This window comes from Pseudomonas fluorescens (genome assembly GCF_000968015.1).
Lineage (GTDB): Bacteria > Pseudomonadota > Gammaproteobacteria > Pseudomonadales > Pseudomonadaceae > Aquipseudomonas > Aquipseudomonas fluorescens_W.
In genome coordinates this window covers 18,151-31,482 of record NZ_LACH01000040.1, presented here as the reverse complement: position 1 = coordinate 31,482, position 13,332 = coordinate 18,151, and the positions used below count along the sequence as shown (strand labels likewise).

The following is a 13,332-nucleotide window of genomic DNA, read 5'->3' as shown; positions in this document are numbered from 1 at the left end:
GCTGTGGCGAGGGGATTTATCCCCGTTGGGTCGCGAAGCGGCCCTGAATCTGCGATTACGGTGTTTCAGAAAAACCGTATTCACCAGGTTTGCGACTGCTTCGCAGCCGAACGGGGATAAATCCCCTCGCCACACAGGCTCGCTCCCACAGTTGATCTCCATCAAACATGCAAAAATTACTACTTTAGTACTGGTTTTCCTGTCTATCGTCGCATTCCAATCGCACCGAGACTGGCATGTAATAGGTTCATAACTATAAGGATTGAACCCCATGCCGCGTGCCCGACGTCGTCTGCTGCGCCCTTCTCTCGCTGTGCTATCGCTGAGCCTGTTGCTGGGCGTTGCGCAGGCCGAAACACCGCTGTTCTCCGCTGACGGCTATCGCATCGGTCTGTACCGCAGCCCGACACCGAATCAAATACAGGGCGCCGGCATCATCGATACCGCGGCCCTGCAAACCCTGCTGACCCAGACGCCGCGTCCGGTGCTGATCGACGTCTACCGCCGCCAGTGGTTGCAAGGACGTTTCATCGAGGACCTGCCCCACGAAAACCTCCCCGGCAGCCATTGGCTGGCCAATACCGGCGACGGTGACCTGACGCCCGACTGGCAGGATTATTTTGCGCGTAAGCTGAACACATTGACCGAAGGTGATCTCACGCAACCGCTGGTCTTCTACTGCCGCTCCGATTGCTGGCTGAGCTGGAACGCCGTGAAGCGCGCCGCCGCCATGGGCTATAAGACGCTGTATTGGTATCGCGACGGCCTCGACGCCTGGCAGGCCGCCAACCTGCCCGTGACGCCGGCCCAGCCCGAGCCCTTTCCCTGACCTTTACGCGTGCGTGTTGTTGCCACACCATAATGAAAATAATGAGGTGAAAGGCTATGTACAAAATTCTGATTGCCGACGATCACCCGCTGTTTCGCGAAGCCATTCATAACGTCATCAGCGATGGTTTTCCGGGCAGCGAGGTGATGGAAACCGCCGACCTGGACAGCGCCCTGGTGCTGACGCAGGAACACGATGATCTGGACCTGATCCTGCTCGACCTGAACATGCCCGGCATGCACGGCCTCAATGGCCTGATCAACCTGCGCAACGAGGCGCCGACCATTCCGGTGGTGATCGTCTCGGCCGAACAGGACAAACAAGTCGTGCTGCAAGCCATCACTTATGGCGCGGTGGGTTTCATCACCAAATCCTCGCCACGGGTACAGATGACCGAGGCCATCCAGCAGATCCTCAACGGCAATGTCTACTTGCCTCCGGACATCATCCGCACGCAAAAATGCGGTACAAGGCGCATGAACGATGCCCCGAGCTTCCCACCGGAACTGCTCCAGGCCTTGACCCGCAAGCAGTTGCTGGTGCTCGAACGCATGACCAAGGGCGAGTCGAACAAACAGATCGCCTACACCCTGGAAATCGCCGAAACCACAGTCAAGGCCCACGTCTCGGCAATCCTGCGCAAACTCAACGTGCACAATCGGGTGCAGGCGATTTTGAGCGCGGGCGACATTGATTTCGGGTCTTACTTACGGCGCTGAGACCGAGTCGTCTTCATCGCGAGCAAGCTCGCTCCCACATTGGATCTGAGTCGACTCGGTCAATTGTGGGAGCGAGCTTGCTCGCGATGGGGCCAGCAAAAGCACTAGAGCAATCAAGGCCTGCCGAGTAGATGACTCATCGCGGTCTTGAGCTTCATCGGCCGCACCGGTTTGTGCATCAGGGTGTGGCCCAGTTCGCGGATCTGCTGTTTGAGTTCGTTGCTGTAGTTGGCGGTGATCATCATCGCCGGAATGGCTGAACCGCGTCGGGCGTTAATCCGGGCCACGGCATCGACGCCGTTCTGGTCGTCGTCCAGGTGATAGTCGGCGATCAGCAAATCGGCTTCTTCGTGATAGTTGTCCACTTGCCGCGCCAGGTCCTGCTCCGATAGCGCCGTGACCACCAGACACCCCCACCCTTCGAGCAACGTGCGCATGCCGGCGCAAATGGCCGCGTCGTTGTCCAGCACCCACACCCGCGCCCCACGCAGACGTTCAAGCATCGGCTCACTCATCAGCAGACTCGGCAGCGCCTTGGGTGCCGTGGCGCTGAGCGGCACTTCGACCGAGAACATCGAGCCCTTGCCTGGCCACGAACGCACATGAATGCGGTGACCGAGAATCCCGGCAATCTTTTCCACGATCGCCAGGCCCAGGCCCAAACCGCGATCCTGATCAGGACGCTGTACATCACCGCGTTTGAATTCCTGAAAAACCTCCTCGAGGCGGTTTTCGGCGATGCCCATGCCGCTGTCCCAGACCTCGATCGACAGGCGCTGGTGATGACGCCGGCAACCGAGCACCACACGACCGCTGTAGGTGTAGCGAATGGCGTTGCTCAGCAAATTTCGAAGAATCCGCGCCAGCAACTGAATGTCGCTGCGCACCAGTGCCGAACAAGGAATGAAATGCAGCTCCAGGCTTTCGCTGCGGGCCACTTGGGTGTACTCGGCCGCGAGGTTTTCCAGCAATTCGCTCAGGGCAAACGGCGCAATGTCGGCCTTGATCACCCCGGCATCCAGTTTGGAGATATCGACCAGCGTGCCCAGCAGGTTCTCCACATCTTCCAGGGAGTTGCTGACATTACGTACCAAAATGGCATTGGCCACCGGCTCCCGCCGTTCAAGCAACGCGCTGGTAAACAGCCGCGCGGCGTTGAGCGGTTGCAGCAGGTCATGACTGACGGCAGCGAGAAATTTGGTCTTCGACAGGTTGGCCTGTTCGGCTTCGAGTTTGGCTTCACGCAGGCGAGATTCCGCTCGCCGACGCTCGTCGATCTCACGCAGTAATTGGTCGTTGAGCGTGGTCAGTTCCGCCGTCCGTTCGCGCACCCGCAACTCAAGATTCTGATAGGCCTGGTGCAGCGCTTCAGCGGTGCGGCGGCGTTCGGTGATGTCGCGGATCAACACAAAAATCCCCACCACTTCCCCGGTGGCCAGGCGATTGGGTACGTAGGAGCGCAGCATGTAGCGCTCCTGATTGTTGATGTTGGTTTCGGCGAACTCGAACGTCACGCTCTCGCCGGCCAAGGCCCGGGCCACGTAGGCTTCCAGGCGTTGGTAATGCTGTTCGCTGTGGACTTCGCGCAGGCTCTGCCCAAGCATCACGCCCCGAGGCCAGCAGTACCATTCTTCATACACCTTGTTGGTGAACTCGTAGACCAGGTCGGCATTCAGGTAGGCAATCAACGCCGGCACATGGTCGGTGATCAGGCGAATCCAGCGCTCGCTTTCGCTCAGCGCTTCGGCGTGTTGGTAGCGTTCGGTGATGTCGGTGAAGGTGTTGACGAAACCGCCGGTGGGCAACGGATGGGTGCGGATTTCCAGCACCCGGCCATCGTAGAGGCGCTGCTCGCATTCCTGCACGTGCCGCCCGTTCAGATCCCGACTGGCCGGGGTCAGCAGGTTCAACTCGCTGTCGCCGATCACTTCGGCAAACGGACGATGGGCCGCCACCGGGGCCAGGCCGCTGAGTTCGAGGAAACGCCGGTTCCACAACTCCAGAATGCCCTCGGCGTTGACCATCGCCACCCCTTGGGACAGGTTGTCGACTGCTCGTTGCAACAAATGGGATTTCTGCGCCACCGCCTGCTCGCGGCGCACGGTCTCGCTGAGTTTGACGTCGGTAATGTCAGTGAACAGGATCACCCGCCCGCCTTCCTGGGTGGGTCGTTCGCTGACTTGCAACCAGCGACCATCCTGCAGGCGATAGAGCAGATTCTCGTCGGCATGCCCGCGCGGTTCTTCAGTGAACAGCCCAGTGGCGGACATCAACCGCTTGACCTCGGCCAGGCGCATGCCGGCGTTGATCCGCACCCGGCTGTTGCCCCAGAACGCCTTGAAACGGCTATTGAACAGCACGATCCGCTGGTCCGCATCGAACAGCACAAACGCATCGGAAATGCTCTCGATTGCATCGATCAAATGCTGATGCGCGGTTTCCGCCCGCAGGCGTGCCTCGCTCAACAAGTGATTGCCCGACTTGAGTTCAGCCATGGCCTGGTTCAAGGCGTCGGTGCGCTCACGCACCTGTTCGGCCAGCACCACCGAATGCTGGAACGCCGCGTACGGATCGTTGCCGCGAGTGATGCCGGACTCGATCCGCTCGATCAGCGCGCCATTGATGCGCTGCAGTTTGTGGTTGTCGCGCTGCAGGCTGGCGATCTGTGCCTGAAGCTCAGCGGTGTCCAGGGGACCGGCCTCGGGCAATGGCAACCCCGGTGAAGGTCTGGTTGATGTGCATGCCATTGAACTGTTCTCCGTAGGTGTTGAAACCCATCACCCGTTGGTCACGCAAAAACGTTCCGATCTGCTCCAGACTGCCGCCGTCTTCCAGTTCCAGACGCCTGAGAAAGCAGTCGCAGCCGATGGTCAGCAACAGCTCGCCGAGGCGCTCCTGCAAGCCTTCGAACAGGGTTTGCAGGTTCGGCAGCATCGGGCCTGGCGTCATGACGGTGAGGACGATGCCGTTTTCCACCGCGCAGTAGAAACTCAGACTCAAGTCCGGGTGAACCTGCTGGATCGCCCGCACGTAATACTGATCGTTGATCCGCACGGCCAAGGGGTGCGCGGCGAAGATCCGATGATCGAGCTCGGCCACCGGCACACCGATGTGCCGGGCGTACTCCTCGGCGGCCGGCTCGGCATTCAGTTCAAAGACCCGGCGCGAGGCGCTGTCGGCCCCGGTGACCACCAGTTTTTCTGCCCTCGGCAGAATGTGGTGAGTGGTGAACACCTCAAAATCCAGCCAGGTATTGACCAGCACCACCACCGCCGCGCCACTGTGGAACTCGCCATTAAAATAGACGTGGGTGTGGGTCAGGTAATTGTCGTCGCCGGCCGAACCGCCGAAATGTGGGATGTCGCCCAACGCTGCACTGAGGGCCGCGAGGACCATTTCTTCCCGGCTGGACAAACCATCGAGCAAGGTCAGGGCAAAGCTGTTGCCCTTGATTGGCGCCAGGGTATTGCTGCGACAGCCACTGACCAAGCGCTCGACCATTTGCTGGGCGTCGATCAGGCTGAAGCGTTCCATCTCGGAGATCAGTTCGGCGTCGATGGAAAAATGCCGGTGGTCGAAGCCCACCGCAGTCACGCAGTTGCGGCCGTAGCCAAGGGGCGTGATTTCCCCGGCACTGGTGCAACCCACCAGGCGAATGCCGCCGAAGCTTTGTTGCAAGGCCTGGCCCAGCGCCTGCAAGTCGTACTCGGCGGAACAGAAGAACAGCACGAAACCCAAGTGCGGGTGCAACAGTTGCCGCGCCAGCTCCTGGGCCACCTGTTGGGCATCGGTGGCCTGGGACATTGCACTGACCACACCTTCATCACTCTGGACCTGCTGCATCGTCGCCTCCCGCAGGTGCGCATGTATGAGGTTCGAGTGTACGAAGCCTGCGAGCGGCTACGTATGCTACTTGGGTAGCGGGTAGCCGCTTCGATGGGATGAGAGTGGACGGATTGCGGCTTGGTGACCGCCGCTTTGTGGCGAGGGGACTTGTCCCCGTTGGACTGCGCAGCAGGCCCCTGCGGTCGATGCGCAACCGAAGGGGGCCGCTTCGCGACCCAACGGGGACAAGTCCCCTCGCCACAGGGATTTGTGTCAGCGGTTACCAGGTCAGTACCGCCCCCACAGCAAAGGTGTCGGTGTCTTCGTTCTGGTCGCTGGTGTCGTGGCCGTTGATTGCGAACTGGTTGTACTCGGCCACCAGCTTGAGGTTGTCGTTAACGTCATGGAACAGCGCAATGCCGCGCGTTTCATAGTCCGCGCCGCTGCCGACCACGCCATTACCGTCGTCGTTGGTCTTGCCGTAAGACAAGGCCAACCGGTTCTTGCCCAGTTTGTAGGAGCCCTGCAGCAGGTAACCGTCACTGTCGACGTTGCGCAGGGTCGGTTCGCCGGCATTGTTGGTGAAGAACGGGTTGATGCCTTTGGCCTGGAAGCCGGAGCCGGTGAGGGACAAGCCGCCCATTTTCGCCTGCACGCCATAGCCGACGCCTTTGGAGGTGACGGACGCGACGGTGGAATCGGTATTGTCCGACGTCTGGTAGCTGCCGTTGACCCAGCTGTAGATCTTCGCGCCGGCAACGTCGAACTGATAGGTGATCTCGCTCTCGGTGCGCGGGTTCTCCTGATACGCCTTGCCCAATGGACTGCTGTCGTTGGTGTCCACCGGGTCCATGATCCCCACGGCCACCCGCAAGCCCTCCATCACCGGCGTGCGATAGGTAATCTGCGACGTCGGGAACGGGTACGGATAACCCGTGCCGATGTTGCCGAACGACACCCCGCCACCGTCCACCAGGCCCAGGGAATCGCTGACCTGGCCGTAACCGGCGAGCATTTCATCCAGCAGGATGTTGGAACGGGCAAACAGGCCGAAGTCCTTGCCGATCAGCACTTCGCCCCACTCCGGGTTGGCCACCGTGCCGTAGAACTGCCGCACGTCGATGGCGGTGTCGGTGCCGTTGGTTTCGCTGTCGTTGATGGTCACCCAGAAGGAGGACCGGGCGCCGAGCTTGAGGTCATCGACCTGCTTGCTCATGTTGAAGCCCAGGTAGTTGGGCAGAAAACCCATTTTGACCCGCGCCTGTTTCCGGTCGAATTGGTCGCCGGCACGGTCCACATCGCTGTTCACATAGAAGGCGTTGATGTAGCCGTCAGTGGAAAACGTGGTCTGGTCCTTGTCGTACAGCACGATCTCGGCTTCGGCCATCGAGCTCAAACCGAGGGTCGACAGGCTGGCGATGAAGGCAGGCAAGAAACGATGCTTGATGTTCTTATTGTTGTGCATGACGCGCTCCGCAGCGGGGGACTGGATGTCGGAGGCGATTATCGAAAGCTGACCGGCGGCGTCATACGCTGCCTTGGCGGCGGTTTTGAAGTGCTTTGGAGTGGCAGGCAATGCGCGACAAGTTCGGTGTAAGACCGCCCGTCGACGAGGCCCGGAACTTAAGGTGTACGCCTGTGGAACGCACTGGCGTCCACAGGAACCGGTACTTGCTAGACGCCCGCTCTAAACAGCATGTAAGCGGCGACCACGACACAGATGCTGGCGAAGCCGATCTGCAAACCCCGAGCCGGTACTCGCGCACAAAGTCTTCGGCCAATGATCATGCCGACGATGCTCGCGACGATAAACGCCACGCCCAGACCGTCGACTCGCACACCGGCCTGAAACGCGCCGATCACGCCGATGGCGGAAATCAGGCTGATGACCATCAAGGAAGTGGCGACGATTCCGCGCATCTGTACGTCGGTCAGCTGCTTGAACGCCGGGACGATCAGGAAGCCGCCGCCCACCCCCAGCAACCCGGAGACCACCCCGGTCACCGCGCCCAGTGCCGCGAGGGTCGCAGTGCACTTGGCGGTCCAGGAAAAGCGCCCGGTCTGCTGATCGAGCATGCAGTTCTTCTGGCCCCAGTTGGCGTGGCCGTGGTCGCTTGGACCTTCGTCCCGGCGCTCACGTCGCAGCATCCGCCAGGCCACCATGACCATCAGCAGGCTGAACAGGATCATCAGGATTTTTTCCGGTAACTGATGGGCGAAGTAGATGCCGACCGGCGAAAAAACCGCCCCCAGCAGGGCGATCAGCAACGCTGCGCGGTAGCGCACCAGGCCATGGCGCAACCCGTCAATGGCGCCGACAGCCGCCGCACTGCCTACCGCGAACAGCGCGACCGGCGCAGCCTGGGTCATGGTCAAACCCAGCCCCAGCACCAAGGCAGGCACCGCAAGAATTCCGCCACCGGCGCCGGTTAAACCCAGTACCAACCCCATCACCACGCCAAAAAAACTCGCCAGCAACATAAAACACTCGTGATCTGCAAAAAAAGCCGGGAGCGCCCGGTATCGATGACTGACAGGATAGAGCCCGCGCAGCTTTTTTCATTAATTGAATTGATGCGGGCTGGTCAGCGCAGGGAGAATGAAACTACCCTCATGACTTGTCCAGAAAGAAACGGCCACCATGCCCGCCTTGATTGAAGCTTTTTTAGACCCTGCCTCGTCGACCTACAGCTACGTGATCTACGAGCACGATGGCGGGCACTGCGCCATCGTCGACCCGGTGCTCGACTACGACCCCGCCGCCGGGCGAACCGCCACCGTCCAGGCCGACAAGATCATCGCCTTCGTTCGCCAACATCAGCTGCAGGTGCAATGGCTGCTGGAAACCCACGCCCATGCCGATCACCTGTCCGCCGCACCGTATCTGCGTCGGGAACTGGGCGGCAAGATTGCTATCGGCGAATCCATCAGCAAGGTTCAGGGCGTGTTCAAGACCCTGTTCAACCTTGAGCCGGAATTTCGCAGTGACGGTTCGCAGTTCGACCATCTGTTCGCGCCGGACGAATCGTTTCGCATCGGCAATCTGAAAGCCACGGCCCTGCATGTGCCCGGCCACACCCCGGCGGACATGGCCTATTTGATCGACAGCGATGTGATTCTGGTGGGCGATACCCTGTTCATGCCGGACGTGGGCACCGCGCGCTGCGACTTTCCTGGCGGCAATGCCAACCAGATGTTTTCTTCGATTCGCAAACTGCTGGCCTTCCCTGCCGGCGTTCGACTGTATGTCTGCCACGATTACCCGCCCGCAGGCCGCGTACCTCAGTGCATGAGCACGGTGGGCGAGCAGCGCAAAAGCAACATTCATATCCATGACGGTATCGACGAAGCCGCGTTCGTCGCCATGCGCACCCATCGCGATGCGGGGTTGGGCATGCCGACGCTGTTGCTGCCGGCGATTCAGGTGAATGTGCGGGCGGGGAATATGCCGCCGGCCGAGGGCAATGGCGTGACCTATCTGAAAATCCCTCTGAATAAACTCTAACGATCGAACACGTAACCCGTAGCAGCTGTCGAGCACCGCATTGTGGCGAGGGGATTTATCCCCGTTCGGCTGCGGAGCAGTCGTAAACCATTGCATGCGGTGTTCCTGGCACACCGCAGTGTCAGGTTTGGGGGCCGCTTCGCAACCCAACGGGGATAAATCCCCTCGCCACAATGCGGTGCTCGACAGCTGCTACAGAGACTTTGCGTTCAGTTGTTGAGGGTCAGGCCGTTGGCGGGCAACGGCAGCGCGGTTTTATAGCGCACCTGCTTGAGCGCAAAGCTCGAGCGGATATTCGCCACGCCGGGGACTTTGGTGAGGAAGTCCATCATGAAGCGCTCCAGCGACTGAATGGTCGGCACCAGTACGCGAATCAAATAGTCCGGGTCGCCGGCCATCAAATAGCACTCCATCACTTCCGGGCGATCCGAGATCGCTTCCTCGAAGTGCTGCAACGCCTCCTCCACTTGCTTCTCCAGGCTCACGTGAATGAACACATTCACATGCAGGCCCAGCAGCTCGGCATCCAGCAGCGTCACTTGCTCACGAATCAGGCCCAGTTCTTCCATCGCCTTGACCCGGTTGAAGCACGGCGTCGGCGACAGGTTGACCGAGCGTGCGAGGTCGGCGTTGGTGATGCGCGCGTTCTCCTGAAGGCTGTTCAAAATGCCGATATCGGTACGGTCCAGTTTGCGCATGAGACAAAACCACCTGTTTTTTATGTTTATGCAGATTTTTTATCCTCAAATGATCGCCAACGCAACGAAACAGAGAGAAATATTCTTCTTGGCCCGGCCTATGATTGTTGTAGGACAAGATTTCTTTCATCGAAGAATGACGGTCAGCTCACTACAAAAAATTCACAAGATCGAGCGTAGAAGCCATGAACCAAGCGTACGAACCGCTGCAACTGCACGTTCCCGAACCATCGGGCCGTCCTGGCTGCAAAACCGACTTCTCCTACCTGCGTCTGACCGACGCCGGCACGGTGCGCAAACCCCCAATCGACGTTGAACCGGCCGACACCGCTGATCTGGCCAAGGGCCTGATTCGGGTGCTCGATGACGAGGGCAATGCCCTCGGCCCATGGGCTGAAGGCGTACCGGCCGAGATCCTGCGTAAAGGCATGCGCGCCATGCTCAAGACGCGGATCTACGACAACCGCATGGTGGTCGCCCAGCGCCAGAAAAAAATGTCGTTCTACATGCAGAGCCTTGGCGAAGAAGCCATCGGCAGCGGCCAGGCCCTGGCACTGAACGTCGATGACATGTGCTTCCCGACGTACCGCCAGCAAAGCATTCTGATGGCGCGAGACGTGCCGCTGGTGGACCTGATCTGCCAACTGCTGTCCAACGAGCGCGATCCGCTCAAGGGCCGCCAGCTGCCGATCATGTATTCGGTCAAAGACTTCGGTTTCTTCACCATTTCCGGCAACCTCGCCACTCAGTTCGTACAAGGCGTGGGCTGGGGCATGGCCTCGGCGATCAAGGGCGACACCAAAATCGCCTCGGCCTGGATCGGCGACGGCGCTACCGCTGAATCCGACTTCCACACCGCCCTCACCTTCGCCCACGTTTACCGGGCGCCAGTGATCCTCAACGTGGTCAACAACCAGTGGGCGATCTCCACGTTCCAGGCGATTGCCGGTGGTGAAGCCACCACGTTCGCCGGTCGTGGCGTCGGTTGCGGGATTGCCTCCCTGCGGGTCGATGGCAACGATTTCGTCGCGGTCTACGCCGCCTCTGCCTGGGCCGCCGAACGTGCGCGCCGCAACCTCGGTCCGACCATGATCGAATGGGTCACCTACCGCGCCGGTCCGCACTCCACTTCTGATGATCCGTCCAAATACCGTCCTGCCGACGACTGGAGCTACTTCCCGTTGGGCGACCCGATTGCTCGCCTGAAGCAGCACCTGGTGAAAATCGGTCAGTGGTCCGAAGAGGAGCACGTCGCCGTCAGCGCCGAACTGGAAGCCGAAGTGATCGCCGCGCAAAAAGAAGCCGAACAGTACGGCACCCTCGCCGGCGGCCAGATTCCGAGCGCCGCGACCATGTTCGAAGACGTCTATAAAGAGATGCCGGAGCACTTGAAGCGCCAGCGTCAAGAGTTGGGGATCTGACATGAACGATCACAACAACAAAATCGAGTTGGAAACCGCCATGACCACGACCACCATGACCATGATCCAGGCCCTGCGCTCGGCCATGGATGTGATGCTTGAGCGTGACGACAACGTCGTGGTGTTCGGCCAGGACGTGGGCTACTTCGGCGGCGTGTTCCGTTGCACCGAAGGCCTGCAGACCAAGTACGGCACCTCCCGGGTGTTCGACGCGCCGATCTCCGAAAGCGGCATCGTCGGCGTCGCCGTCGGTATGGGTGCCTACGGTCTGCGGCCAGTGGCCGAGATCCAGTTCGCCGATTACGTGTACCCGGCGTCGGACCAGATCATTTCCGAAGCCGCCCGCCTGCGTTATCGCTCGGCCGGCGAGTTCACTGCACCGATGACCCTGCGCATGCCTTGCGGCGGCGGCATCTACGGCGGCCAGACGCACAGCCAGAGCATCGAAGCGATGTTCACCCAGGTCTGCGGTTTGCGCACGGTCATGCCGTCCAACCCTTACGACGCCAAAGGCTTGCTGATCGCCTCCATCGAAAACGATGACCCGGTGATCTTCCTCGAGCCAAAACGCCTGTACAACGGCCCGTTCGACGGTCACCACGAACGTCCGGTAACCCCGTGGTCGAAACACCCGGCCGCGCAAGTGCCGGACGGTTACTACACCGTGCCGCTGGACGTCGCCGCCATCACCCGCCCGGGCAAGGACGTGACCATCCTGACTTACGGCACCACCGTTTACGTGTCGCAAGTGGCAGCTGAAGAAACCGGTATCGATGCTGAAGTCATCGACCTGCGCAGCCTGTGGCCGTTGGACCTGGAGACCATCGTCAAGTCGGTGAAGAAAACCGGCCGCTGCGTGATCGTTCACGAGGCGACCCGCACCTGCGGTTTCGGTGCCGAACTGGTCGCCTTGGTGCAAGAGCACTGCTTCCACTACCTGGAAGCGCCTATCGAGCGCGTCACCGGTTGGGACACTCCCTACCCGCACGCACAAGAGTGGGCGTATTTCCCTGGTCCGTCCCGAGTGGGCGCGGCTTTGCATCGGGTTATGGAGGTCTGAATGGGCACGCACGTTATTAAAATGCCGGACATTGGTGAAGGCATTGCAGAAGTTGAATTGTCGGTTTGGCACGTCAAAGTCGGCGACATGGTCGTCGAAGATCAGGTACTCGCCGATGTCATGACTGACAAGGCGATGGTCGACATCCCGTCGCCGGTGAACGGCAAAGTGATTGCGCTGGGCGGTGTGCCCGGCGAAGTCATGGCGGTTGGCAGCATCCTGATCAGCATTGAAGTCGAAGGCGCGGGCAACGTTAAAGAGTCGGCTCAGCCTGCACCTGTTAAAGAAGCGCCGGTTGCGGCACCGAAAGCTGCAGCCTCTGTTGAAAGCAAACCGGTTGCCGCTGCAGCGCCACGAGCTGCCGTATGCCAAGGCCCGATGGTTGCTCGCGAGGCTGATGAGCGCCCGCTGGCCTCCCCGGCCGTGCGCAAACATGCGCTGGACCTCGGCATCCAGTTGCGTCTGGTGCGTGGCACCGGCCCTGCTGGTCGGGTGTTGCACGAAGACCTCGACGCCTATCTGGCCCAGGGTCAGCAGCCGCAATCCACCGCTGCCGCCGCTTACGCCCAGCGTAACGACGAAGAACAAATCCCGGTCATCGGCATGCGCCGCAAGATTGCCCAGCGCATGCAGGACGCCACTCAGCGCGCCGCTCACTTCAGTTACGTCGAGGAAATCGACGTCACCGCCGTGGAAGAACTGCGTGCTCATCTGAACGAAAAACACGGTGCGACCCGCGGCAAGCTGACCTTGCTGCCGTTCCTGGTCCGCGCATTGGTCGTCGCCCTGCGCGACTTCCCGCAGATCAACGCCCGTTACGACGACGAAGCCCAGGTCATCACGCGCCTTGGCGCGGTGCATGTCGGCGTCGCCACGCAAGCCGACATCGGTTTGATGGTGCCGGTGGTCCGTCACGCCGAAACCCGCAGCTTGTGGGACAGCGCCGCTGAGATCTCCCGTCTGGCCACCGCAGCGCGCACTGGCAAGGCCAGCCGCGATGAGTTGTCCGGTTCGACCATCACCCTGACCAGCCTCGGTGCTTTGGGCGGTATCGTCAGCACCCCGGTGTTGAACCTGCCGGAAGTGGCGATTGTCGGCGTCAACAAAATCGTCGAACGCCCGATGGTCGTCAAAGGCCAGATCGTGATCCGCAAGATGATGAACCTCTCCAGCTCCTTCGATCACCGCGTGGTCGATGGCATGGACGCGGCGCAATTCATCCAGGCCATCCGTGGCTTGCTCGAACAACCCGCTACCCTGTTTGTGGAGTAAGGC

General features: G+C 60.6%; 11 protein-coding genes. 6 read left to right on the top strand and 5 right to left on the bottom strand.

Annotation, left to right across the window (positions count from 1 at the left end; genetic code table 11):
• Positions 1-271 precede the first annotated feature (271 nt).
• Together VD17_RS18495 and VD17_RS18490 are read left to right on the top strand one after the other, a co-directional pair.
• A complete protein-coding gene (locus tag VD17_RS18495; protein WP_046055050.1) occupies positions 272-829 on the top strand; it encodes a PQQ-dependent catabolism-associated CXXCW motif protein in 558 nt (185 codons plus the stop codon).
• A gap of 56 nt (positions 830-885) precedes the next feature.
• On the top strand, positions 886-1,548 hold the full coding sequence (locus VD17_RS18490; protein ID WP_008149733.1) for a response regulator transcription factor: 663 nt from the start codon (positions 886-888) through the stop codon (positions 1,546-1,548).
• A gap of 113 nt (positions 1,549-1,661) precedes the next feature.
• Here VD17_RS18490 and nahK read toward each other — a convergent pair whose 3' ends face one another.
• The 4 genes from nahK to VD17_RS18470 all read right to left on the bottom strand — a co-directional run bounded on the left by nahK (position 1,662) and on the right by VD17_RS18470 (position 7,854).
• Positions 1,662-4,256 carry a hybrid sensor histidine kinase/response regulator NahK/ErcS' gene (gene nahK, locus VD17_RS18485; protein WP_046055049.1) on the bottom strand — a complete coding sequence of 865 codons (2,595 nt, stop codon included), beginning with the start codon at positions 4,254-4,256 and terminating at the stop codon, positions 1,662-1,664.
• Complete coding sequence (gene nosP / locus VD17_RS18480) at positions 4,225-5,391, bottom strand: nitric oxide-sensing protein NosP (RefSeq protein WP_046055048.1); 1,167 nt, start codon at positions 5,389-5,391, stop codon at positions 4,225-4,227. The genes nahK and nosP overlap by 32 nt, the downstream gene beginning before the upstream one ends.
• Positions 5,392-5,653: 262 nt before the next feature.
• A complete protein-coding gene (locus tag VD17_RS18475; protein ID WP_046055047.1) occupies positions 5,654-6,838 on the bottom strand; it encodes a porin in 1,185 nt (394 codons plus the stop codon).
• A gap of 209 nt (positions 6,839-7,047) precedes the next feature.
• Positions 7,048-7,854, bottom strand: coding sequence for a sulfite exporter TauE/SafE family protein (locus tag VD17_RS18470; RefSeq protein WP_046055046.1), 807 nt, complete (start codon positions 7,852-7,854; stop codon positions 7,048-7,050).
• A 160-nt stretch (positions 7,855-8,014) separates the two neighbouring features.
• On the opposite strand from VD17_RS18470, the gene VD17_RS18465 reads away from it, so the two are divergent.
• Positions 8,015-8,878, top strand: a complete 864-nt coding sequence (locus VD17_RS18465; protein ID WP_046055045.1) for an MBL fold metallo-hydrolase — start codon at positions 8,015-8,017, stop codon at positions 8,876-8,878.
• Positions 8,879-9,087: 209 nt separating this feature from the next.
• On the opposite strand, the gene bkdR is transcribed toward VD17_RS18465, so the two are convergent.
• The gene (bkdR, locus tag VD17_RS18460) at positions 9,088-9,576 is read right to left on the bottom strand and encodes a Bkd operon transcriptional regulator BkdR (RefSeq protein WP_033054503.1); all 489 of its coding nucleotides are present in this window, start codon (positions 9,574-9,576) and stop codon (positions 9,088-9,090) included.
• Positions 9,577-9,761: 185 nt separating this feature from the next.
• On the opposite strand from bkdR, the gene VD17_RS18455 reads away from it, so the two are divergent.
• Genes VD17_RS18455 through VD17_RS18445 form a run of 3 tightly spaced genes read left to right on the top strand, consistent with a single transcriptional unit; the run spans position 9,762 to position 13,329 of the window.
• Positions 9,762-10,997, top strand: coding sequence for a 3-methyl-2-oxobutanoate dehydrogenase (2-methylpropanoyl-transferring) subunit alpha (locus tag VD17_RS18455; protein WP_046048921.1), 1,236 nt, complete (start codon positions 9,762-9,764; stop codon positions 10,995-10,997).
• Between the two features lies 1 nt (position 10,998).
• Positions 10,999-12,057, top strand: coding sequence for an alpha-ketoacid dehydrogenase subunit beta (locus VD17_RS18450; protein WP_046055044.1), 1,059 nt, complete (start codon positions 10,999-11,001; stop codon positions 12,055-12,057).
• Complete coding sequence (locus VD17_RS18445) at positions 12,058-13,329, top strand: dihydrolipoamide acetyltransferase family protein (RefSeq protein WP_046055043.1); 1,272 nt, start codon at positions 12,058-12,060, stop codon at positions 13,327-13,329.
• Positions 13,330-13,332 lie beyond the last annotated feature (3 nt).

Coding starts and splice junctions, on each gene's coding strand:
- VD17_RS18495 (WP_046055050.1), top strand. CDS start 272: ATGCCGCGTGCCCGACGTCGTCTGCTGCGCCCTTCTCTCGCTGTGCTA.
- VD17_RS18490 (WP_008149733.1), top strand. CDS start 886: ATGTACAAAATTCTGATTGCCGACGATCACCCGCTGTTTCGCGAAGCC.
- nosP (WP_046055048.1), bottom strand. CDS start 5,391: ATGCAGCAGGTCCAGAGTGATGAAGGTGTGGTCAGTGCAATGTCCCAG.
- VD17_RS18475 (WP_046055047.1), bottom strand. CDS start 6,838: ATGCACAACAATAAGAACATCAAGCATCGTTTCTTGCCTGCCTTCATC.
- VD17_RS18470 (WP_046055046.1), bottom strand. CDS start 7,854: ATGTTGCTGGCGAGTTTTTTTGGCGTGGTGATGGGGTTGGTACTGGGT.
- VD17_RS18465 (WP_046055045.1), top strand. CDS start 8,015: ATGCCCGCCTTGATTGAAGCTTTTTTAGACCCTGCCTCGTCGACCTAC.
- bkdR (WP_033054503.1), bottom strand. CDS start 9,576: ATGCGCAAACTGGACCGTACCGATATCGGCATTTTGAACAGCCTTCAG.
- VD17_RS18455 (WP_046048921.1), top strand. CDS start 9,762: ATGAACCAAGCGTACGAACCGCTGCAACTGCACGTTCCCGAACCATCG.
- VD17_RS18450 (WP_046055044.1), top strand. CDS start 10,999: ATGAACGATCACAACAACAAAATCGAGTTGGAAACCGCCATGACCACG.
- VD17_RS18445 (WP_046055043.1), top strand. CDS start 12,058: ATGGGCACGCACGTTATTAAAATGCCGGACATTGGTGAAGGCATTGCA.